Source organism: Paenirhodobacter enshiensis (assembly GCF_000740785.1).
GTDB classification, from domain to species: domain Bacteria; phylum Pseudomonadota; class Alphaproteobacteria; order Rhodobacterales; family Rhodobacteraceae; genus Rhodobacter; species Rhodobacter enshiensis.
In genome coordinates this window covers 165,937-184,202 of record NZ_JFZB01000005.1, presented here as the reverse complement: position 1 = coordinate 184,202, position 18,266 = coordinate 165,937, and the positions used below count along the sequence as shown (strand labels likewise).

Annotated in this window: 19 protein-coding genes; 12 read left to right on the top strand and 7 right to left on the bottom strand. The window is 66.9% G+C overall.

The window, feature by feature from the left end; translation table 11 throughout:
* The first annotated feature begins 104 nt into the window (after positions 1-104).
* The 4 genes from efeU to efeO (CG50_RS03765) are packed head-to-tail and all read left to right on the top strand — an operon-like array spanning position 105 to position 4,320.
* The gene (gene efeU, locus CG50_RS03780; RefSeq protein WP_036635373.1) at positions 105-962 is read left to right on the top strand and encodes an iron uptake transporter permease EfeU; all 858 of its coding nucleotides are present in this window, start codon (positions 105-107) and stop codon (positions 960-962) included.
* The gene (gene efeO / locus CG50_RS03775) at positions 955-2,133 is read left to right on the top strand and encodes an iron uptake system protein EfeO (RefSeq protein ID WP_036635370.1); all 1,179 of its coding nucleotides are present in this window, start codon (positions 955-957) and stop codon (positions 2,131-2,133) included. Before efeU ends, efeO (CG50_RS03775) begins: the two co-directional genes overlap by 8 nt.
* Position 2,134: 1 nt before the next feature.
* Entirely contained in the window at positions 2,135-3,454 is a 1,320-nt protein-coding gene (efeB, locus tag CG50_RS03770; protein ID WP_051909459.1) for an iron uptake transporter deferrochelatase/peroxidase subunit, read from the top strand.
* On the top strand, positions 3,451-4,320 hold the full coding sequence (gene efeO, locus CG50_RS03765) for an iron uptake system protein EfeO (RefSeq protein ID WP_275452230.1): 870 nt from the start codon (positions 3,451-3,453) through the stop codon (positions 4,318-4,320). Before efeB ends, efeO (CG50_RS03765) begins: the two co-directional genes overlap by 4 nt.
* A gap of 140 nt (positions 4,321-4,460) precedes the next feature.
* On the opposite strand, the gene CG50_RS16805 is transcribed toward efeO (CG50_RS03765), so the two are convergent.
* Positions 4,461-4,880, bottom strand: a complete 420-nt coding sequence (locus CG50_RS16805; protein WP_169743345.1) for a hypothetical protein — start codon at positions 4,878-4,880, stop codon at positions 4,461-4,463.
* Here CG50_RS16805 and CG50_RS16150 point away from each other — a divergent pair.
* Entirely contained in the window at positions 4,873-5,523 is a 651-nt protein-coding gene (locus tag CG50_RS16150; RefSeq protein WP_245615588.1) for a CHAP domain-containing protein, read from the top strand. The two genes, CG50_RS16805 and CG50_RS16150, sit on opposite strands and share 8 nt — an antisense overlap.
* 134 nt (positions 5,524-5,657) lie before the next feature.
* Here CG50_RS16150 and CG50_RS03755 read toward each other — a convergent pair whose 3' ends face one another.
* The 5 genes from CG50_RS03755 to ahpC all read right to left on the bottom strand — a co-directional run bounded on the left by CG50_RS03755 (position 5,658) and on the right by ahpC (position 10,360).
* Complete coding sequence (locus CG50_RS03755; RefSeq protein WP_036635879.1) at positions 5,658-6,314, bottom strand: peroxiredoxin; 657 nt, start codon at positions 6,312-6,314, stop codon at positions 5,658-5,660.
* 179 nt (positions 6,315-6,493) lie between these two features.
* Positions 6,494-7,090, bottom strand: a complete 597-nt coding sequence (gene mobA, locus CG50_RS03750; RefSeq protein ID WP_036635878.1) for a molybdenum cofactor guanylyltransferase MobA — start codon at positions 7,088-7,090, stop codon at positions 6,494-6,496.
* 14 nt (positions 7,091-7,104) lie between these two features.
* Positions 7,105-8,016 (bottom strand): LysR substrate-binding domain-containing protein, encoded by a 912-nt coding sequence (locus CG50_RS03745; RefSeq protein ID WP_051909456.1) that lies wholly within the window; start codon positions 8,014-8,016, stop codon positions 7,105-7,107.
* A gap of 98 nt (positions 8,017-8,114) precedes the next feature.
* Complete coding sequence (gene ahpF / locus CG50_RS03740) at positions 8,115-9,686, bottom strand: alkyl hydroperoxide reductase subunit F (protein WP_036635367.1); 1,572 nt, start codon at positions 9,684-9,686, stop codon at positions 8,115-8,117.
* A 110-nt stretch (positions 9,687-9,796) separates the two neighbouring features.
* The gene (gene ahpC / locus CG50_RS03735; protein WP_036635366.1) at positions 9,797-10,360 is read right to left on the bottom strand and encodes an alkyl hydroperoxide reductase subunit C; all 564 of its coding nucleotides are present in this window, start codon (positions 10,358-10,360) and stop codon (positions 9,797-9,799) included.
* A 260-nt stretch (positions 10,361-10,620) separates the two neighbouring features.
* Here ahpC and CG50_RS03730 point away from each other — a divergent pair, with 260 nt between their 5' ends.
* The 3 genes from CG50_RS03730 (at position 10,621) to CG50_RS03720 (ending at position 13,867) form a co-directional block, all read left to right on the top strand.
* Complete coding sequence (locus CG50_RS03730) at positions 10,621-12,027, top strand: hypothetical protein (RefSeq protein ID WP_051909454.1); 1,407 nt, start codon at positions 10,621-10,623, stop codon at positions 12,025-12,027.
* Between the two features lie 18 nt (positions 12,028-12,045).
* Positions 12,046-12,396 (top strand): DMT family protein, encoded by a 351-nt coding sequence (locus CG50_RS03725; RefSeq protein ID WP_036635364.1) that lies wholly within the window; start codon positions 12,046-12,048, stop codon positions 12,394-12,396.
* A gap of 76 nt (positions 12,397-12,472) precedes the next feature.
* Positions 12,473-13,867 (top strand): helix-turn-helix domain-containing protein, encoded by a 1,395-nt coding sequence (locus CG50_RS03720; protein ID WP_036635362.1) that lies wholly within the window; start codon positions 12,473-12,475, stop codon positions 13,865-13,867.
* 63 nt (positions 13,868-13,930) lie between these two features.
* Here CG50_RS03720 and CG50_RS03715 read toward each other — a convergent pair whose 3' ends face one another.
* The gene (locus tag CG50_RS03715) at positions 13,931-14,170 is read right to left on the bottom strand and encodes a YdcH family protein (protein ID WP_036635358.1); all 240 of its coding nucleotides are present in this window, start codon (positions 14,168-14,170) and stop codon (positions 13,931-13,933) included.
* Positions 14,171-14,351: 181 nt separating this feature from the next.
* On the opposite strand from CG50_RS03715, the gene CG50_RS03710 reads away from it, so the two are divergent.
* From CG50_RS03710 to CG50_RS03695, 4 genes are read left to right on the top strand one after another with little or no spacing between them, the layout of a single operon-like run.
* Positions 14,352-15,461: an ABC transporter ATP-binding protein gene (locus tag CG50_RS03710; RefSeq protein WP_245615586.1), complete on the top strand. Its 1,110-nt coding sequence runs from the start codon at positions 14,352-14,354 to the stop codon at positions 15,459-15,461.
* A 51-nt stretch (positions 15,462-15,512) separates the two neighbouring features.
* The gene (locus tag CG50_RS03705) at positions 15,513-16,592 is read left to right on the top strand and encodes an ABC transporter substrate-binding protein (protein WP_036635356.1); all 1,080 of its coding nucleotides are present in this window, start codon (positions 15,513-15,515) and stop codon (positions 16,590-16,592) included.
* A gap of 34 nt (positions 16,593-16,626) precedes the next feature.
* Entirely contained in the window at positions 16,627-17,445 is an 819-nt protein-coding gene (locus tag CG50_RS03700; protein ID WP_051909450.1) for an ABC transporter permease, read from the top strand.
* Positions 17,442-18,260, top strand: a complete 819-nt coding sequence (locus CG50_RS03695; RefSeq protein ID WP_036635354.1) for an ABC transporter permease — start codon at positions 17,442-17,444, stop codon at positions 18,258-18,260. The genes CG50_RS03700 and CG50_RS03695 overlap by 4 nt, the downstream gene beginning before the upstream one ends.
* Positions 18,261-18,266 lie beyond the last annotated feature (6 nt).

Here is an 18,266-nt window from a genome sequence, read left to right as displayed (position 1 = left end):
GACTCTTTCCCCCGGCCCTGTCTTTTCTTCGGCCAACAGGGCCGGTTCCGGCCTGAGCCACGTGGGGTATCCCGCGGGCGATCTCGGTCTTGGAAAGGCATGAAATGCTGGCACCGTTTCTGATCATGCTGCGCGAGGGGCTGGAAGCGGCCCTTATCGTGGGCATCATCGCGGGCTACCTGCGGCAGACCGGGCGCGGTGCCTGGCTGCCGGCGGTGTGGATCGGCATCTTCCTCGCGGTGGCGCTGTCGCTGTTCGCCGGTGCGGCGCTGCAGCTGGTTTCGGCCGGCTTTCCGCAAAAAGCACAGGAGCTGTTCGAGGCGGTCATCGGCTTCCTCGCCGTCGGTGTGCTGATGGGCATGGTGTTCTGGATGCGGCGCGCGGCGCGCTCGATCAAGGTGCATCTTCACGCCGGGATCGACGAGGCCCTGGCAGAGCCCGGCCGTGGCGCCACCTGGGCGCTGATCGGCATGGTGTTCCTCGCGACGGCGCGCGAAGGCCTTGAATCGGTGTTCTTCCTACTCGCGATCTTCCAGCAGAGCCCGGATGCGATGGCGCCTCTGGGGGCGCTTCTGGGGGTGCTGCTGGCGGCCGTGGCGGGCTGGGGGATCTACGCGGGGATGTTGCGCATCGACCTGCGGCGGTTCTTCCGCTGGACCGGGGTTCTGGTGATCTTCGTCGCGGCGGGGCTGCTGGCCGGTTCGGTCAAGGCGCTGCACGAGGCGGGGCTGTGGAACGGGCTGCAGGGCATCGTCTACGATCTCGGCCGCGTCCTGCCCGAGACAGGCCCCCTCGGCACCGTGCTGTCGGGCCTGTTCGGCTATCGCGATGCGCCGACGCTCGGCGAAGTCGCCGTCTATCTGATCTTCCTTGCCGGTGCGCTGTGGCTGTTCCTGCGCCCGGTGTCGTCTTCTCCGGCCGGGGCGCGCGCTCCGGCAAACAAGAGCCTGTCCGATGTCTGAGACCCCTGTCGCGCCGAACCGTCATCTGTATTGGGCCGTTGCGGCGGCGGCCTGTCTGGCCGTCGCGGGCGGCGGGGCGTTCTGGTATGCCGCTTCGAAGACCGCGGCCACGACCCGAGGTCAGGCCGCCGATCGCACGGTGACCATCACCGCCACCGCCTGCCAGCCGAACCAGATCACCGTTCCGGGCGGCAGGCGCAGCTTCGAGATCGTCAACGCCTCGGATCGGCCGATCGAGTGGGAGATCCTCGACGGCGTTCTGGTGCTGGCCGAGCGCGAGAACATCGCGCCGGGGTTCCGCGCCACGTTGTCGGTGCAGCTGGCACCCGGCACCTATCAGATGGCCTGCGGTCTGTTGTCGAACCCGCGCGGCACGCTGGTGGTGACGCCCTCGGACGAGGCGGCCGCAGCCGCCTCCGAGGTGACGCTGCGCAAGTTCCTCGGTCCGCTGTCGGAATACCGGGTCTATCTGGCGATGCAGGGCAACGCGGCGCTGAGCGCGGCGCAGACCCTGCAGGCGGCCATCGCGGCGGGCGACGTGACGGCGGCGCAGGCGGCCTGGCAGGCGGCGCGGCTGCCCTATCGCCGGATCGAGGCGCTGGCCTATCGCTTCTCGGATCTCGAGAACCGCATCGACCCGCGCGCCGCCTATCTGACCGGGCGTGAGCAGGATCCCGCTTTCACCGGCTATCACCGCATCGAATACGGGCTGTTCGCACAGGGCACGACCGAAGGTCTCGCCCCTGTCGCGGCGCAGCTCGTGACGGATCTGGAGGCGCTGAAGACCCGGTTGCGGCAGGCACCGCTCGATCCGCAGTTGCTGATCGCGCTGCCCGGCGATATGGCGACTCAGCTGGCGCAAAGTCACGTTCCGACGGGCGACGATGCCTATGCGAAGACCGATCTGGCCGAGTTCGAGGCAAGCCTCGAAGGCCTCGACAAGCTGACCGGGCTGTTGCGCGGGGTGGTGGCCTCGGTCAATCCGGACCTCGAGGCGCAGATCGGTGCCGCGATGGAGCGCAGCCGCGCCGATCTGACGGCGCTGAAACAGGGCGGGGCCTATCCGCCCTACGATACGATTTCCGCCGAGCAGCGTCAGGCGCTGTCCGGCGACCTGACGGCGCTGGCAGCGGCGCTTTCCAAACTGCAAGACGTGATCGGACTGAACTGACATGAGCAAGTTGAACAAGCCAGGTGACGACATCGCGCAGGCCGGCACCAGCCGGCGCGACCTTCTCAAGGGTCTCGGGATCGGGGTCGGGGCGGGTGTCGCCTCGGTCATCGGGGCCGGGCAGGTGGCGGCCGCGCCGATGGTGGGCGATGCGCCGAAGGCGGACGCCGACACCAGCGCGCAGCGCGTGCCGTTCTATGGCGCGCATCAGGCGGGCATCGTGAACCCGCGCCCGGCGGCGGGGATCATCGCCTCGTTCGATATCGTGGCGACGGATCTCGACCAGTTCGAGACGATGATGAAGCTGCTGACCGCGCGGATTGCCTTCCTGACGGCGGGCGGCGCGGTGGCCATGCGCGATCCGAAGCTGCCGCCGGAGGATTCGGGGATTCTCGGGCCGGACATCGCGCCCGACAACCTGACCGTCACGGTGGGTCTGGGCGATTCCTTCTTCGAGAAGACCGACTGGGGCAAGGCGCTGAAGCCCAATGCCCTCGACCGGATGACGCAGTTCCCGAACGACGCGCTCGATGCCGCGCTGTGCCATGGCGATCTGTCGCTGCAGTTCTGCGCCAATACCCCGGACACCGCGATTCATGCGCTGCGCGACATCATGAAGTCGCTGTCGGAATATCTGGTGATGAACTGGATGATGCCGGGCGACGTGCCGCAGGCGAAGCCCGCCGCCGATGGCACCACGCCCTCGGCGCGCAACCTGCTGGGGTTCCGCGACGGCTCGGGCAACCCGGATTCGACCGACGAGGCGAAGATGCGCCAGGTGGTCTGGGTCACCCCCGAGAACGGCGAACCGGGCTGGGCGCTCGGCGGCAGCTATCAGGTGGTGCGGCTGATCCGCAACAAGGTGGAGCACTGGGACCGCACCCCGCTGCAGGAGCAGGAACGCGACTTCGGCCGGCGCAAGATCTCGGGCGCGCCGCTCGATGGCGGGCCGAACGCGACCGAGCGTGACGTGCCCGATTACAGCAAGGACCCGGAGGGCAAGGTGACCTCCTTCCTGTCGCATATCCGCCGCGCCAACCCGCGCACCCCCGAGACCGAGGCCAACCTGATCCTGCGCCGGCCGTTCAACTATACCTCGGGCGCGCTGAAGAACGGCCAGATCGACCAGGGACTGATCTTCATCTGCTATCAGGCGGATCTCGGCATGGGCTTCATCACCGTGCAGAGCCGGCTGAACGGCGAGGCGATGGAGGAATATTTCAAACCCTTCGGCGGCGGCTATTTCTTCGTGCTGCCGGGGGTGTCGGGGCCGGGGGATTACCTTGGCTCGACGCTCGTTTCCGCAGCCAGAAGCCTTTGACTTCCAGCCAGTTTCCACACTTTCCGAAGGAGACCGACATGGTCGCGAACACTCTGAAATCCACGGCACTGGCGCTGATTCTGATGGCGGGGCTGACGGCCCAGTCCTTCGCGGCGGATCCGTCTCTCGATCTGGTGGCCCCGCTGGCGGACTACAAGATCTACGTGGCCGAGAACACCGAGCAGCTTGTCAAGGACACCGAGGCCTTCGTTGCCGCGATCAAGGCGAATGACGTCGCCAAGGCCAAGGCGCTGTTTGCCCCGACCCGCACCAGCTATGAGAAGATCGAGCCGATCGCCGAGCTGTTCGCCGATCTCGACAGCTCGATCGACGCGCGGGCCGACGATTTCGAGCAGAAGGAAGCCGATCCGACCTTCACCGGCTTCCACCGCATCGAATACGGCCTGTGGGTCGAGGGCAAGACCGGCGAGATTCAGGGCTACGCCGACCAGCTTCTGAAGGATATCAAGACGCTGAACGAGCGGATCAACGGTCTGACCTTCCCGCCGGAAGTCGTCGTGGGCGGTGCCGCCGCGCTGATGGAAGAGGTCGCCGCGACCAAGATCTCGGGCGAGGAAGACCGGTATTCCCGCACCGATCTGTGGGATTTCGACGCGAACTTCGCCGGCTCGCAGAAGATTTACACCCTGTTCCGTCCGCTGATCGCCGACAAGAACCCGGACTTCGTCAAGAAAGTCGACGCGAACTTCGCCGAGGCGGGCGCCATCCTGAAGAAGTATCAGAAGGATGGTGGCTACGTGTCCTATGTCGAGTTGAGCGATGCCGACCGCAAGGTTCTCGCGACCAAGGTCAACACCCTTGCCGAAGACCTGTCGACGCTGCGCGGTCAGCTCGGTCTGAACTGAGTCCTCGCAGCGCTGGACGGAGTGACGAGGGCGGCCTTCGGGCCGCCCTTTGGCGTTTTGGCTCAGAATCTGCTGTAAAAAGCGCCTTTTGCCTGTGAAACGCACATGTCCCGTTCAGTGCGCCTGAGAAATATGCAGCTTCATTTTTTATCATTCATATACAATGCCTTGATAGTTAGTTTGACCGGGCGTTTCATGTCTTTGTGCGACATATTATGGGGCCGGATCGGTCCTTTTTGCGGCGCGACTTGCCGAGTCCAGCGGATTTTGCGCGAATTTCGGGCGAAACCGGCCGGCCGGGTGGCGGAATTCCGCCGCCGGTTGAAACCGAGGGTTTGCAACGCCGCCGTAATCTGAAAAAAGGAAATCGCGCTCAAAAAGCAACACAGCAGGGCGCGCGCAATCGACCAGATGGGACAGACTGGAATGGGCATCGAAAAGCGGCTGCTGGCATCCTTGTTCGGGGCATGGATGGCGTTTTCTCTGACGTCGCCCTCTGCCGCTGTCGCCGATACGTCCGGCAAATCCGCCTCGCCGCTGCCGCGTCCGTCGGTGTCCATCAAGGCCCGTCCGGCCGCGAAGCCGGCGAATGCCAAATCCGCCGCACAGACTACCTCGAAAAGCAGCAAGCATCTGGCGGCCGTCTCGTCCAAGGCACCCGCCGGCAAGGCTGCCACCGGCAAGGCGAGCCTGAGCAAGACCGGAAAGGCCACCGTGGCGAAGACTGCTCGGCTGGCCTCGGCGTCGGGTGTGCATCATTCCGCCGTCGCGCCTGAGCATGTGAAGGCCGCCGTCGCCAGCACCGCCGATGTGCGCAGCACCCGCAGCCGGCTGTGGTGCGTGCCCTTCGCCCGTGAGGTGACCGGCATCAACCTGCAGGGCAATGCGAAGAACTGGTGGTCCGCTGCCGAGAATCGCTATGCCAAGGGCAAGACCCCGGTCGTCGGTTCGGTGCTGAACTTCCGCGCTACCAACAAGATGCCGATGGGCCATGTCGCGGTGGTGTCGCAGGTGGTGAACTCGCGCAAGATCCTCGTCGATCATGCCAACTGGCGCAAGAACCGCGTGTCGCTGAACATGGCGGTGGTCGATGTCTCGCCGCGCAACGACTGGTCGGCGGTGCGCGTCGAATCGGTTCCGAACACGCTTGGCGACGTCTATCCGACTTATGGCTTCATCTACCGCGCCGCCGACAACGGCTGATCCGCGACAGACAGCTTTCAAAGCAAAACCCCGGCGGGAGCGATCCCGGCCGGGGTTTGCTTTTGCGCTCGGACGGGCCCGGCACTGAACCTGTCAGCGCCGGGCCCCCGGGAGGGGAGGCCCGGATCGGGGGATCACTTCGGCTGCTTGACGAAGCGCAGATAGGGCAGCTTGATGTCGACGGTGCCGAACTTCTTCTCGCCTTCCTCGGTCGGGACCGAGAGCGCGAGGATCACGTTGTCGCCGGGCTGCCAGTTCGCCGGGGTGGCGAAGGGCACGCCATCGGTGGCCTGGATCGCGTCGAGGGCACGCAGGATCTCCGAGAAGTTGCGGCCGACCGACATCGGATAGCTGATCGTCAGACGGATCTTCTTGTCCGGCCCGATGATGTAGACGGTGCGCACGGTCGCCGAATGCGCCGGGGTGCGGCCGTCCTGCGGCAGATAGTAATCCGCCGGCAGCATGTCATAGGCCTTCGAGACGGTCAGCGAGGTGTCGTCGATGATCGGGAAGGTGGCCGGGCTGCCGCACAGCTTCTCGATGTCGGCCTTCCACTTCTTGTGCTCCTCGACCGAGTCGACGGACACGCCGATGACCTTGGTGTTGCGCTTCGCCCATTCCGCGGCGAGCGAGGCGACGGAGCCGAACTCGGTGGTGCAGACCGGGGTGAAGTCACGCGGATGCGAGAACAGGATCGCATAATGGCCATCAAGCCAGTCGTGAAACCTGATCTCGCCATCGGTGGTGTTGGCAGTGAAATCGGGGGCAATATCGTTGATGCGCAGACCCATGTCGGTCTCCATTGCTGTGTGACAGTCTCTATTTACGCCTGATCGGGAAATTTTCCATATTTTTGGAATCTTGTCCGATAATTCCGGTAAATAATTCCAAAATTTGACGGGTATATCCGAATAATGACTGCCTTTTGGGGGTCCGGCGGACGCATGTCCCGACGGACCGGGGCCGCGCCTCAGCCCCGGGCGATCTGGCGGGCGATAGCGAGGTCTTCGGGCGTGTTGACGTTGAAAAACGGGTCGACCGGATCGGTTGGCCAGACCGCGAGCACGACGCCGTGCCGTCCGGCCCACAGACCGACCTTAGAGACCCCTTCGTTCAGCGCCGCACGCAGATCCTCGCGCAGCGCGACGGGCCACAGACCGATCACCGGCTGGCGGATCGGGCGGCCCGTCCCGGCACTCGCGGCCATGACGACAGGGGCTTCGGAGAGCCCGAAACTCAGGCGCTGCGCCAGATCCGGCGGCAGGAAGGGCGTGTCGGCGGCCGCGCTCAGCACATGGCTGCGGCCCTCGCGCGCTGCCAGATCCATCCCCGCGAGAATCCCGGCGAGCGGCCCCGGCTGCCCCGGCACGCTGTCGGCCAGGACGGGCAGGCCGAGATCGGCAAACCGCGCCGGATCGCCATTCGCGCTCAGTGCCAGTGCACCGACCTGCGGCTTCAGACGGCCTATGACGCTCTCGACCAGCGTCGCGGACCCGAGCGCCAGCCGTCCCTTGTCGCCGCCGCCCATCCGCGTCGCGCGTCCGCCCGCCAGGATCAGACCCAGCATGTCGTCCGTCCCGATCATGCCGCCGGCGCCAGAAGCGCGATTTCTGCCTCACTCGCCATTTTCGCCACCCGGCGCAACACCGGCGTCAGCGCCGAGGACCGGCGCCACAGCATCCCGATGGTGCGCCCGGGCTGCGGCCGGTCGCGAAACGGCAGCAGTCGCAGATTGGCGTTCTCGGCCAGCGGTCCGCGCGTCGACAGGGCCGGCAGCAGCGTGATGCCCATGCCGGCCGCCACCATCTGGCGCAGGGTTTCCAGGCTGGTCGCGCGAAAGCCGGCGGTCTCGTCCGCGCCCCAGCGATGGCACAGGCTGACCGCCTGATCGCGCAGGCAATGCCCGTCTTCCAGCAACATCAGCTTCTGCCCGGACAGATCGTCAAGCACCACATCCGCGCGCCCGGCCAGCGCGTGCTCGGACGGCACCGCCAGAACGAAGGGCTCGTCGAACAGCTCCACCGTTTCCAGCGCATCGTCCGACACCGGCAGTGCCAGCAGTGCGGCGTCGATCTGCCCGGCTTTCAGTTTTTGCAGCAGCAGGTCGCTCTTTTCCTCGACCAGTTGCAGCTCCAGCCGGGGGAAGCGCGCGGCGATCCGCGGCACCAGCGCCGGCAGCAGATAAGGACCGAGCGTCGGGAACACCCCAAGGCGCAGCCGCCCGGCCTCGGGGGCGCTGTGACGCGCGGCAATGGTGCGGATGTCGGCCGCCTCGCGCAACATCCGCTCGGCCCGGGCGGCGATCTCCTCGCCCGCTGCAGTCAGCACCACCTTGCGTGCGCCACGCTCGACCAGCACCACGCCCAGCTCGTCTTCCAGCTTGCGGATCTGCGTCGACAGGGTCGGCTGCGACACGTTGCACATTTCGGCAGCCCGGCGGAAATTCTTCTGCCGGGCCAGTTCGACCAGATATTGCAGTTCGCGCAGCGTCATCGCGGCCTCTTTCGGCTTTCCTCAAATATCCCGGGGGGCTGCGGCGCTCGCCGCAGCGGGGGCAGAGCCCCCTCCTCCCGTCCCCCCGGAACCCGGCCTCAGGCGGCGTTTTCCGCCGCCGGCGCGGTGACCCGGATCAGATGATCGAACGCCGCGAGAGAGGCCGTCGCCCCGCCGCCGATGGCGATCACGATCTGCTTGTAGGGCACCGTGGTGCAATCGCCCGCCGCGAACACCCCGGGGATCGAGGTCGCCCCATGCGCGTCGATGACGATCTCGCCGCGCGGGTTCAGATCCAGCGTCCCCTTCAGCCATTCGGTGTTCGGCAAAAGACCGATCTGCACGAAGATGCCCGACAGCGGGACCTCGTTCATCTCGCCGGTCGTGCGGTCCTCATAGGCGAGCCCCGTCACCCGGACGCCGTCGCCCTTCACCTCGGTGGTGCGCGCCGAGGTGACGATCTCCACGTTCGGCATCGAGCGCAGCTTGCGTTGCAGCACCTCGTCGGCGCGCAGCGTATCGGCGAATTCCAGCAGCGTCACATGGTCCACCACGCCCGCCAGGTCGATCGCCGCCTCGACGCCCGAGTTGCCGCCGCCGATCACCGCGACGCGCTTGCCCTTGAACAGCGGGCCATCGCAATGCGGGCAATAGGTCACACCCTTGTTGCGATACTCCTGCTCTCCGGGCACGTTCATCGAGCGCCACCGCGCCCCGGTCGACACGATCACCGTGCGCGCCTTCAGCACCGCGCCGCTTTCCAGCGCGACCGAGAACATCCCGCCCTCCTGCGTCAGCGCCTTCGCGGTCTGCAGGTTCATGATGTCGACGTCATATTCCCGCACATGGGTTTCGAGTGCCGTGCCGAGCTTCGGCCCCTCGGTATGCGGCACCGAAATCAGGTTCTCGATCGAATTGGTGTCCAGCACCTGGCCGCCGAAACGCTCGGCCGCGATGCCGGTGCGGATGCCCTTGCGCGCGGCATAGATCGCCGCCGCCGCGCCGGCCGGGCCGCCGCCGATCACCAGAACCTCGAACGGCTCCTTCGCGGCGATCTTCGCGGCTTCCTTCTCGGCGGCCGAGGTGTCGATCTTCGACAAAATCTCTTCCAGGCCCATGCGGCCCTGACCGAACAGCTTGCCGTTCAGGTAGATCGTCGGCACCGACATGACCTCGCGTGCCTCGACCTCGGCCTTGAAGTCCGCGCCGTCGATGGCGTCATGCGTCACCCCGGGGTTCAGCACCGCCATCAGGTTCAGCGCCTGCACCACATCGGGGCAGTTCTGGCACGATTGCGAGAAATAGGTCTCGAAATGGAAGGCGCCGCCAAGCGCGCGGATCTGGTCCTGAATCGCCTGTTCGACCTTCGGCGGATGCCCGCCCGTCTGCAGCAGCGCCAGCACCAGCGAGGTGAACTCGTGCCCCATCGGCAGGCCGGCGAAGCTGATATGGATGTTCTGGCCGGGCGAGGTCAGCGCGAAGGAGGGGCGGCGTTCGGCCGTGCCGTCGCGGCTGAGCGTGATCTTGTCCGACAGCGCGGCGATCTCGGTCAGCAGCTCCATCATCTCGGCCGAGCGGGGGGTGTCATCGGGGGAGGCGACGATCGCGACGGGGCGCGTCAGGCGGTCGAGATAGGCCTTGAGCTGCGTCTTGATGGTGCTGTCGAGCATGATGGACTCCGGAAATGTCAGGAAAGGGTGCCCCCGCGCCATACGTCACACGCGCGAGGGGCTTTGCTCCCTGCGCCGGGGGGCGCAGGGTAAGAACGGATGGGTTGGGATCAGATCTTGCCGACCAGATCGAAGGACGGGGCGAGCGTCTTTTCGCCCTCTTCCCACTTCGCGGGGCAAACCTCGCCCGGATGGTTGCGGATGTAGATCGCGGCCTTGACCTTGCGCACCAGCTCGGCGGCGTTGCGGCCGATGCCTTCCGAGGTGATTTCCATCGCCTGGATCACGCCATCGGGGTCGACGATGAAGGTGCCGCGGTTGGCCAGGCCTTCGTTCTCGCGCAGGATGTCGAAGTTGCGGCTGATGGTCTGCGTCGGGTCGCCGATCATCGCATACTCGATCTTGCCGATGGTGTCAGAGCTGTCGTGCCACGCCTTGTGGGTGAAATGCGTGTCGGTCGAGACCGAGAACACCTCGACGCCCAGCTTCTGCAGTTCGGCATAATGATCGGCGAGATCGCCGAGCTCGGTCGGGCACACGAAGGTGAAGTCGGCCGGATAGAAGAAGAAGATCGCCCACTTGCCCGCGATGTCGGCATCCGAGACGTCGACGAACTTGCCCTGCTTGTAGGCAGAGGCGGTGAAGGGTTTGATCCTGGTGTTGATGACGGACATCTGTGTCTGCTCCTCGGTTTGGTTGATCCGCTGCTTCGGGCGGGGAAGGTCGCCTCAGGGCGACTCGCCCCGGCCTTCGAGGGCAACCATAGCCGTGGTGGATGTGTTTATGAAATAGATTGATTCTCTATTTTTGATAGGTTTTATATATCGAAAACTTGTATCGCGACAATGTCGGCGGGTTGACCTCGACCGGTGCGGGAATACACCGGGGCGCAACAAGCGCGAAGCGTGACAGCAGGGATGATCTGAAGATGCAAATGGATGCGCAACGCGGTGCGCAAAGGGCGGCCGTATCGGCGCGGATCTGCGCGATCCTCGCAGTGGCGATGATTGCCGCGCTGGTGATTGGCGAGGTCGGCAAGCCGCATCTGCCGGCGCTGGAAGCTTTCGACTGGGTGGCGGCGGTGGCGGCGGTGCTGCTGGCGGCGATCCGGATCGGACATGTGCAGCGGCTGGCGCGGATCTTCGCGGTGCTGGCGGCGATTGTGGCCGCAGCGGTCCTGCTCGTCGCCCCCGAGGCGCGGCCGGTGGTCGGACGTGCGCTGATGCAGGGCACGGCCTTCTCGGCGTTTCTGACCGCACTCGGGCTGATCCGGGCGCCGGTGCGGGCGTCGAAGGTGATCGGGCTCGCCGCCGCGTGGTTGTTCGCCTGCCCGGCGCGGATGCGCTCTGCCGCGATGACCTACGGGGCGCAGTTTCTGGCGGTGCTGTTCAATCTCGGTGTGATCGCGATGATGCATGACATCGCGCGCGACCATTCCGACCGCGCCCGGGCCGAGGGGCGCAGCGGCGTCGATGCCGGTGCGGTGACGCTGGTGGTCGAGCGCGGCGCGCTGCTCGCCACGATCTGGAACCCGATCGGGGTGGGCTTCGCCATCGTGACCGCGGCGATCCCGGCGCTCGATCCGGCGCTTTTTCTGATGCTGTCCTTCATGGTGGCGATGGTCGTTTCGGCGGGCAGTCTGGTCTTCGCTCCGCGCGACGATCAGGCGGACCCGGAAAGCCGCGCCCCCGAGGGCGGCGCACGGGCGCTGCTGATCGTGCTCGCGGTCGTGGCGGGGCTGATCGCGGTGACGCTGGTGCTGCACCGGTTGCTGGGTGTGGGCTTCCTGACCGCGGCCTGCATCGTGCTGCCGCTGCTGTCGGTGCTGTGGTCGCGGGTCGAGCCCTCGGTGCGCGGGCCGAAGGGCGGTGCGCTTGACGGGCTGGCGCAGGCGACGGCCTCCATGGCCTCGGAATCGACGATCTTCCTGGCGGCGACGATGATCGGGGCAGGGGCGTCGCTGGCGCTTGGCGCCATCGGGATCGAGGCGCTGATCTCGGGCGGGATGATCCCGCCTGTCGCGGTGGTTCTGGGCTGTCTGGTGCTGGTGCCGCTGGCGGGCGCGATCATGATCCCGCATTCCATCGTGATGCTTCTGGTGGTGCAGCTGTTCGGAGCGGGTCCGGTGGGGCAGGCGCATCCGCAGGCGCTGGCGCTGGCGCTGTGCCTCGCCTGGGCCTTCGCCATCGCGACCTCGCCGATTTCGGCGATGTCGATCGTTACCGGGCGGCTGACCGGCATCGGCCCGACCGGCATCGCGTTGCGGGTCAACCGGGCGTTCACGCTGTGCGGTCTCGCGGCCTCGGCCCTGATCGTTCTGGCCGTCTATCTCCTCGAGTAAAACAGAAAAGGTTTCAGGATGTCGCTGCCCGCCCCTCTCGTCACGATCCTGCTGCTGACCTGTTCCAACCTGTTCATGACGGTGGCCTGGTATGGCCATCTGAAGTTCCGCTCGGCGCCGCTGATCGTGGTGGTCCTGATCAGCTGGGGCATCGCTTTCTTCGAATACCTGTTGCAGGTGCCGGCGAACCGCATCGGCTACGGGGCGCTTTCGGCGGCGCAGCTGAAGACCATCCAGGAGGTGATCTCACTCACCGTTTTCGTCGGCTTCTCGGCGTTCTGGCTGGGCGAGGCGATCAGCTGGCGCACGGTGATGGGGTTCGCGCTGATCGCGGCGGGGGCGGCAGTGATCTTCACCGGCCATCGCTGAGCCGTCACGCCGTTTGACGGCCTTCTTTTGCAAAGCTATGACGAATCAATGGCAGCTTTTGCAAAAGGAGCCACCGATGCCGCCCCAGAAACTTTATGCCGGGGTGAAACTGCGCGAGACCCGGGCGCGCCTCGGGCTGACGCAGAAGACCTTCGCCGAGCGTCTCGGCGTGTCGCTGCCCTATCTCAACCAGATGGAGAACAACCATCGCCCGGTTTCGGCCGGGGTGGTGCTGGCGCTGGCGGGGGAATTCGGCCTCGACATAACGGAACTGTCTACCGGCGATTCCGAGCGCATGGTCAGCGACATGCGCGAGGCACTGGCCGATCCTGTCTTCGCCGATGTGGCGCCGCCCTTGGCCGATCTGCGGCTCGCGGCCTCGAACGCGCCGGCGCTGGCGCGGGCGTTTCTGGAGCTGCACCGGTCCTATCGGCAGGCGCATGAGCGGCTTGCCTCGCTCGACGAGGCGCTTGGGCGCGGTGCGCCGCACACCATCGTCAGCCCCTGGGAAGAGGTGCGCGACTTCTTCCACTATTGCGACAATTACATCGACGCCATCGACCACGCGGCAGAGCGTTTCGCCTGCCCGGACGGCCAGCGCGGCGACGTGATCCGGCTGGCGACCGAAGCTCTCGGCCGGCGCGGCCTGTCGGTCGAGATCGCCGATGTCGCCGCGATCCGCACCCGCGAGGGCGCGGTGGTGCGGCTGTCGGCCCATGCGCCGCGCGCCACTCAGGCGTTCCAGATGCTGCATCAGGTCGCGCTGGTGACGCAAAACGAGCTGATCGAGGCGACGCTCGATCTGGCGCGGTTCCAGTCCGAAATCTCGCGTTCGGTGGCGAAGGTGGGGCTGGCGAACTATTTCGCCGGTGCCGCGCTGATGCCCTACGCGCCGTTTCTGGCGGCCGCGCAAAGCACGCGCCACGATCTGGAGCGTCTGGCCGACATGTTCGGCGCCTCGATCGAGCAGGTGGCGCACCGGCTCTCGACGCTGCAGCGCCCGGGCGCCAAGGGCGTGCCGTTCTTCTTCGTGCGCGTCGATCAGGCCGGCACGATCACCAAGCGCCATTCCGCCACGCGGCTGCAATTCGCGCGCTTCGGCGGGTCGTGCCCGCTGTGGAACGTGCATCAGGCCTTCGAGACCCCGACGCGCTTCCTGCGCCAGCTGGCCGAGACGCCGGACGGCGTGCGTTATCTGTGCGTGGCGCGCGACGTGTCGAAATCGGGCGGCAGCTTTACCGCGCCGGTGCAGCGCTACGCGATCTGTCTGGGCTGCGAGATCAGCCACGCCCGCGATGTGGTCTATGCCGACGATCTGGATCTGTCGAACCCGCGCACCTATCAGCCGATCGGCATCTCGTGCCGGATCTGCGAGCGCAACAATTGCCCGCAGCGCTCGATGCCGCCTTTGGAACGCAACTTCCAGGTCGATCCGAATCGGCGCGGCCTGCTGCCCTACGAGATCGTCTGAGGGCATCTGAGACGACAACGGCCCCGGAAAACCGGGGCCGTCTGAAATGACTGCGGAGCGCGATCAGGCCTCGGCCAGCGCCTTGGCGATGGCGTCCTTGATGACGCCGCGCTGCTTGCGCAGTTCGACTTCGGCCAGCTCGTCGACCGAATCGACGCGGGTCTCGGCGCGGTGCACCTTGTCGTTGATCGCATCGTAATCGTCGAGCAGCTGCGCGAAGCGCGGATCGCTGGCCTTCAGGGCGTGCAGCTTCTCGATCTGCTGCGGGAACTCTTCCCCGAGGGTGTGCGGCGTGTTGGACATGGGTCTCTCCATTACTTGACGGGCAGACTGTGGCATGGTGCGCGCCGGTCCGACTTTGATGCGCATCAAATCCGCCCCGGGGAATACATGTTTTTTCCGCTATTCCGCCGGGGCGGTAATCGGGCGGTTCCCCGGGCGGCCCCGGAGCCTTATAATTTGCCGGAAACCGAGGCGGAATCGCGTGTCCGAAGAGCTGTCCACTCCTGTTGCCGGGGCGCCCGAAGCGGTGGCGCTCGACGGGCTGTGCAAGTCCTATGACGGGCGCAGGGTGCTGGACGGGCTGTCGCTGTCGGTGCGGCGGGGCGAGTTTCTGGCGCTGCTCGGGCCGAGCGGTTCGGGCAAGACGACGGCGATGCGGCTGATCGGCGGGTTCGAGGCACCCGACGCCGGCCGTGTGCACATCGCCGGGCGCGATGTCACCGACCTTCCCCCCGAGGCCCGCCCGGTCAACACCGTATTCCAGAGCTATGCGCTGTTTCCGCACATGACGGTGCTGGAGAACGTCGCCTTCGGTCCGCGGATGCAGGGGCTGAGCCGCGCCGCGCGCCGTGCCCGCGCCGGCGAGATGCTGGAGCTGGTGCATCTGTCGGCCGCCGCCGATCAGCCCCCGGCCGAACTGTCGGGCGGTATGCAGCAGCGCGTCGCGCTGGCCCGCGCGCTGGCGAACCGGCCCGAGGTTCTGTTGCTCGATGAGCCTCTCGCCGCCCTCGACCGGGGCTTGCGCGACGAGATGCAGCGCGAGCTGCGCCGCATCCAGCGCGAGATCGGCGCGACCTTCCTTTACGTCACCCACGATCAGGACGAGGCCTTCGGCATGGCCGACCGCATGGCGGTGATGCGCGCGGGCCGGTTTGAGCAGGTCGACACCCCGGGTGCGATCTATGACCGGCCGGCGAGTGGCTGGGTGGCACATTTCGTCGGCACCGCGACCGGTTTCGCGGCGCGGCTGGCCGCGGGCGGGATGCTGGAGACGGGCTTCGGCCGCTTTCCGGCGGGCTTCGTCGCCCCCGGGCTGGCGCCGGGCGATGTCGTCGCCGTCACCCTGCGCCCCGAGGCGACGCGCTTCGGTCCGGTCCCCGATCCGGGCGGCATTCCGGCGCGGCTGACCGATCGTGTGGCGATCGGGCCGAATCTGCGGCTGCGGGCCGTGGTCACGCCGGCCGATGGCGCTACAATCGGCTTCGAGACGCTGGTGCCGCGGGCCGGGGTGCCGGAGGAGATGGCACCGGGCCGGGCGGTGTCGATCACCTTCGCGCCGGGCGCCCTGCGGGCTTACCGGCCGGACACATGAGACCACGGGTGCCGGCCGGTCAGGGCGGCGACCCGAACAAGGAGACTGCACATGACTCGAGGCCTTTCCCTCACCCGCCGCGGCGTCCTTTCGGGGCTTGCCGCCATGCCGGCCACCGCCGCCCTGACCGGGCGCGCCGCCGCGCGCGAGGCGGCGCTGACGATCTACAGCTGGCCCGATTATTTCGCCCCGCTCAGTCTCGACGGGTTCCGCAAGCAAAGCGGGGTGCAGCCGGTCATCGCGACCTATGAATCGAACGACGCGATGTTCGCGCGGCTGAACTCGCCGGCGGGGACCGGGTTCGACATCGCGGTGCCGTCTCAGGCCTGGGTGCCGCAGCTGGCGAAGCGCGGACTGATCGAGCCGCTGGATCACAGCCGGCTGGATTTCTCGGTCATCACGCCGGGGCTTCTGAACCGAGAATTCGACCCGGGCAATGCCTATTCCATCCCGAAGGATTACGGCTTCCTCGGCATCCTTTATGACCCCGAGGCGGTGGGCATGGAGATCGCCAGCTGGGAGGATTTCTTCACCGCCGGTGCGAAGCCCGGGGTGTCGGGGCGGGTGCGCATGTCGGGCTCCGGCTGGGAGACCATCGGGCCGGAACTGTGGCTTCAGGGCCTCGACTGGAACAGCGCGACCAATGCGCAGATCGAGGCCGCGGGTCAGCGCCTGATCGGCTTCGCGAAACATATCCGCTCGTTCTCGCGGTTGCAGGCGGGGGATATGGCGAACGGCACCTTCGTTCTGGCGACCACAGATCAGGGCACGGCCCGGCGCGCCATCGCGATGAAGCCGGGGCTGAAATGGGTGCTGCCCGCCCCGGTGACCGAGCTGTGGATCGACAATTACGTGATCGTCAAAAACGCGCCGAACCGCGACATGGCCTATGCGTTCCTGACCTATCAGCTTCTGCCGGAGGTGCAGGTGGCCGCGACCGATTACATCGGCTTCCCGGCGCCGCTCGAGGGGCTGCGCGGCCGGCTGGGGGCGGATCTGACCGATGCCGACATGATCTTCGGCGGTTCGGTCATCGACTTCTCCAAGGTCTCGTCCTTCGTGGTGAACCCGGACACGATCGGCACCTACATGCGCGTGCAGACCGAGATCCAGGCCGCCGCAGCGGGCTGAGCCGATGGCGCGCCGTCTGCAAGCAGAGACTGCGATGGCGGCCGTCCCGGCGCTGTGGCTGGGGGCGGTCTTCGTCGTGCCGCTGGTGCTGACGGTGGCGGTGTCCTTCCTCGGGTCGAGCTTTGCCGGGATCGACGACCGGCTGACGCTCGACAACTACCGGCAGGCGGCGTCGGGGTTCTATCTTGCGGTGTTCGGGCGCACGCTGCTGTTCGCGGCCATGGGCTCGGCGCTGTGCGTCGCGCTGGCCTATCCGGTCGCGCTGTTCATCGCCGGGTTGCCGGAGCGGTGGCGGCTGCGCGCGCTGGTGCCGGTGCTGATCCCGTATTTCGCGAGCTTCCTGATCCGGGTGATGGCGCTTGGCATGGTGATGTCGCGCGGCGGGCTGGCCGAGGCGGTGCTGAACGCGCTTCATCTGCACCGTGGTGCGCTCGATGTGCTGAACAGCCCGGCGGCGGTATTCATCGGCATGGTCTACGTCTATCTGCCGATCGCGGTGGTGCCGATCCTCGTGGTTCTCGAGCGCGTGCCGCCGGCCCTTACCGAAGCGAGCCGTGACCTCGGCGCCGGTCCGCTGCGCAGTTTTCTGACCGTGACGTTGCCGCTGTCGCGCCCCGGTATCGCGACGGCGGTTCTGCTGACCGCGGTGCCGATGATGGGCGAGATGATCCTGCCCGATCTCCTGGGCGGGGGACGCGGGCTGTTGATGGGCAAGGCGCTGTCGTCGCAATATCTGGAGGCGCAGAACTACCCCCTCGGCTCGGCGATGGCGGTGCTGGTGCTGGCGGCGGTGGGGGGCATCGTCGCGCTGCTTGCGCGGGCGACGCGCGGCTTCGACGGGGGCAGGCCATGAAGCGCGGGCCGGCAACGGGGGCGCTCGGGCTGATCTACGCGCTGACGGTGCTGTTCTTGTTGCTGCCGCTGGCCGTGGGGGTGGCTTACGCGTTCAACACGGGCATGATGGGCAAGCAGGTGACCCGGTTCACCGGCCTGACACTGGCGTGGTTTCCGGCCGCGTGGAACGATCTGTCGCTGCGCCGCGCGGTCTGGGCGAGCCTCGTCTCGGCGAGCTGGGTGGCGGTGCTGTCGCTGGCGGTTGGCGCGATGCTGGGCCATGCGATGGTGCGCCATCCTTCTGTCACGGTGCGGCGGGTGCTGTCGGGGCTCAGCTACACGCTGCTGATCGTGCCCGAATCGGTGCTCGGGGTCTCGCTTCTGCTGTTCTATTCCGAGACGGGGGTGCCCCTCGGCATGGCGACGCTGGTCATGGGCATCACCCCGGTCGAGATCGCGGTGGTGGCGCTGATCGTCCGGGCGCGGCTTCTGACGCTCGACCCGGCCATCGAGGCGGCGGCGGCCGATCTGGGGGCTGGACCTTTGCGGGTGCTGTGGCTGATCGTGCTGCCGCAGCTTGCGCCGGCGCTGGCGGCGGCGGGGGTGATGGCCTGGACCTTTGCCTTCGACAATGTGGTGATCGCCTCGTTCCTCGCGACGCCACAGGTCAGCACGCTGGCGGTCTATCTTTATGGCAGTCTGCACTACGGCCCTTCGCCGGCGGTCTTCGCTGCGGCGGCTGCGGTGTTCGGAGTGACGCTTGTCGCGCTTTGCCTGTGCCTGGTGTTGCTCGCCCGGGCGCGATCGCTTGGCAAGGCCGCGCGCGCCCTGTAGGGAGGA

What these genes read in the sequence shown, in the direction of transcription:
- efeB (WP_051909459.1), top strand. Translation starts at nt 2,135, where the DNA reads ATGAGCAAGTTGAACAAGCCAGGTGACGACATCGCGCAGGCCGGCACC.
- efeO (WP_036635370.1), top strand. Translation starts at nt 955, where the DNA reads ATGTCTGAGACCCCTGTCGCGCCGAACCGTCATCTGTATTGGGCCGTT.
- CG50_RS03725 (WP_036635364.1), top strand. Translation starts at nt 12,046, where the DNA reads ATGTCGCTGCCCGCCCCTCTCGTCACGATCCTGCTGCTGACCTGTTCC.
- CG50_RS03695 (WP_036635354.1), top strand. Translation starts at nt 17,442, where the DNA reads ATGAAGCGCGGGCCGGCAACGGGGGCGCTCGGGCTGATCTACGCGCTG.
- CG50_RS03720 (WP_036635362.1), top strand. Translation starts at nt 12,473, where the DNA reads ATGCCGCCCCAGAAACTTTATGCCGGGGTGAAACTGCGCGAGACCCGG.
- ahpF (WP_036635367.1), bottom strand. Translation starts at nt 9,686, where the DNA reads ATGCTCGACAGCACCATCAAGACGCAGCTCAAGGCCTATCTCGACCGC.
- CG50_RS03700 (WP_051909450.1), top strand. Translation starts at nt 16,627, where the DNA reads ATGGCGGCCGTCCCGGCGCTGTGGCTGGGGGCGGTCTTCGTCGTGCCG.
- CG50_RS16805 (WP_169743345.1), bottom strand. Translation starts at nt 4,880, where the DNA reads ATGGACACCGACGGACGCGGCAGCGGCGAGGCGGATTTGCCGGACGTA.
- CG50_RS03755 (WP_036635879.1), bottom strand. Translation starts at nt 6,314, where the DNA reads ATGGGTCTGCGCATCAACGATATTGCCCCCGATTTCACTGCCAACACC.
- CG50_RS03705 (WP_036635356.1), top strand. Translation starts at nt 15,513, where the DNA reads ATGACTCGAGGCCTTTCCCTCACCCGCCGCGGCGTCCTTTCGGGGCTT.
- ahpC (WP_036635366.1), bottom strand. Translation starts at nt 10,360, where the DNA reads ATGTCCGTCATCAACACCAGGATCAAACCCTTCACCGCCTCTGCCTAC.
- CG50_RS03745 (WP_051909456.1), bottom strand. Translation starts at nt 8,016, where the DNA reads ATGACGCTGCGCGAACTGCAATATCTGGTCGAACTGGCCCGGCAGAAG.
- efeU (WP_036635373.1), top strand. Translation starts at nt 105, where the DNA reads ATGCTGGCACCGTTTCTGATCATGCTGCGCGAGGGGCTGGAAGCGGCC.
- CG50_RS03730 (WP_051909454.1), top strand. Translation starts at nt 10,621, where the DNA reads ATGGATGCGCAACGCGGTGCGCAAAGGGCGGCCGTATCGGCGCGGATC.
- CG50_RS03715 (WP_036635358.1), bottom strand. Translation starts at nt 14,170, where the DNA reads ATGTCCAACACGCCGCACACCCTCGGGGAAGAGTTCCCGCAGCAGATC.
- mobA (WP_036635878.1), bottom strand. Translation starts at nt 7,090, where the DNA reads ATGCTGGGTCTGATCCTGGCGGGCGGACGCGCGACGCGGATGGGCGGC.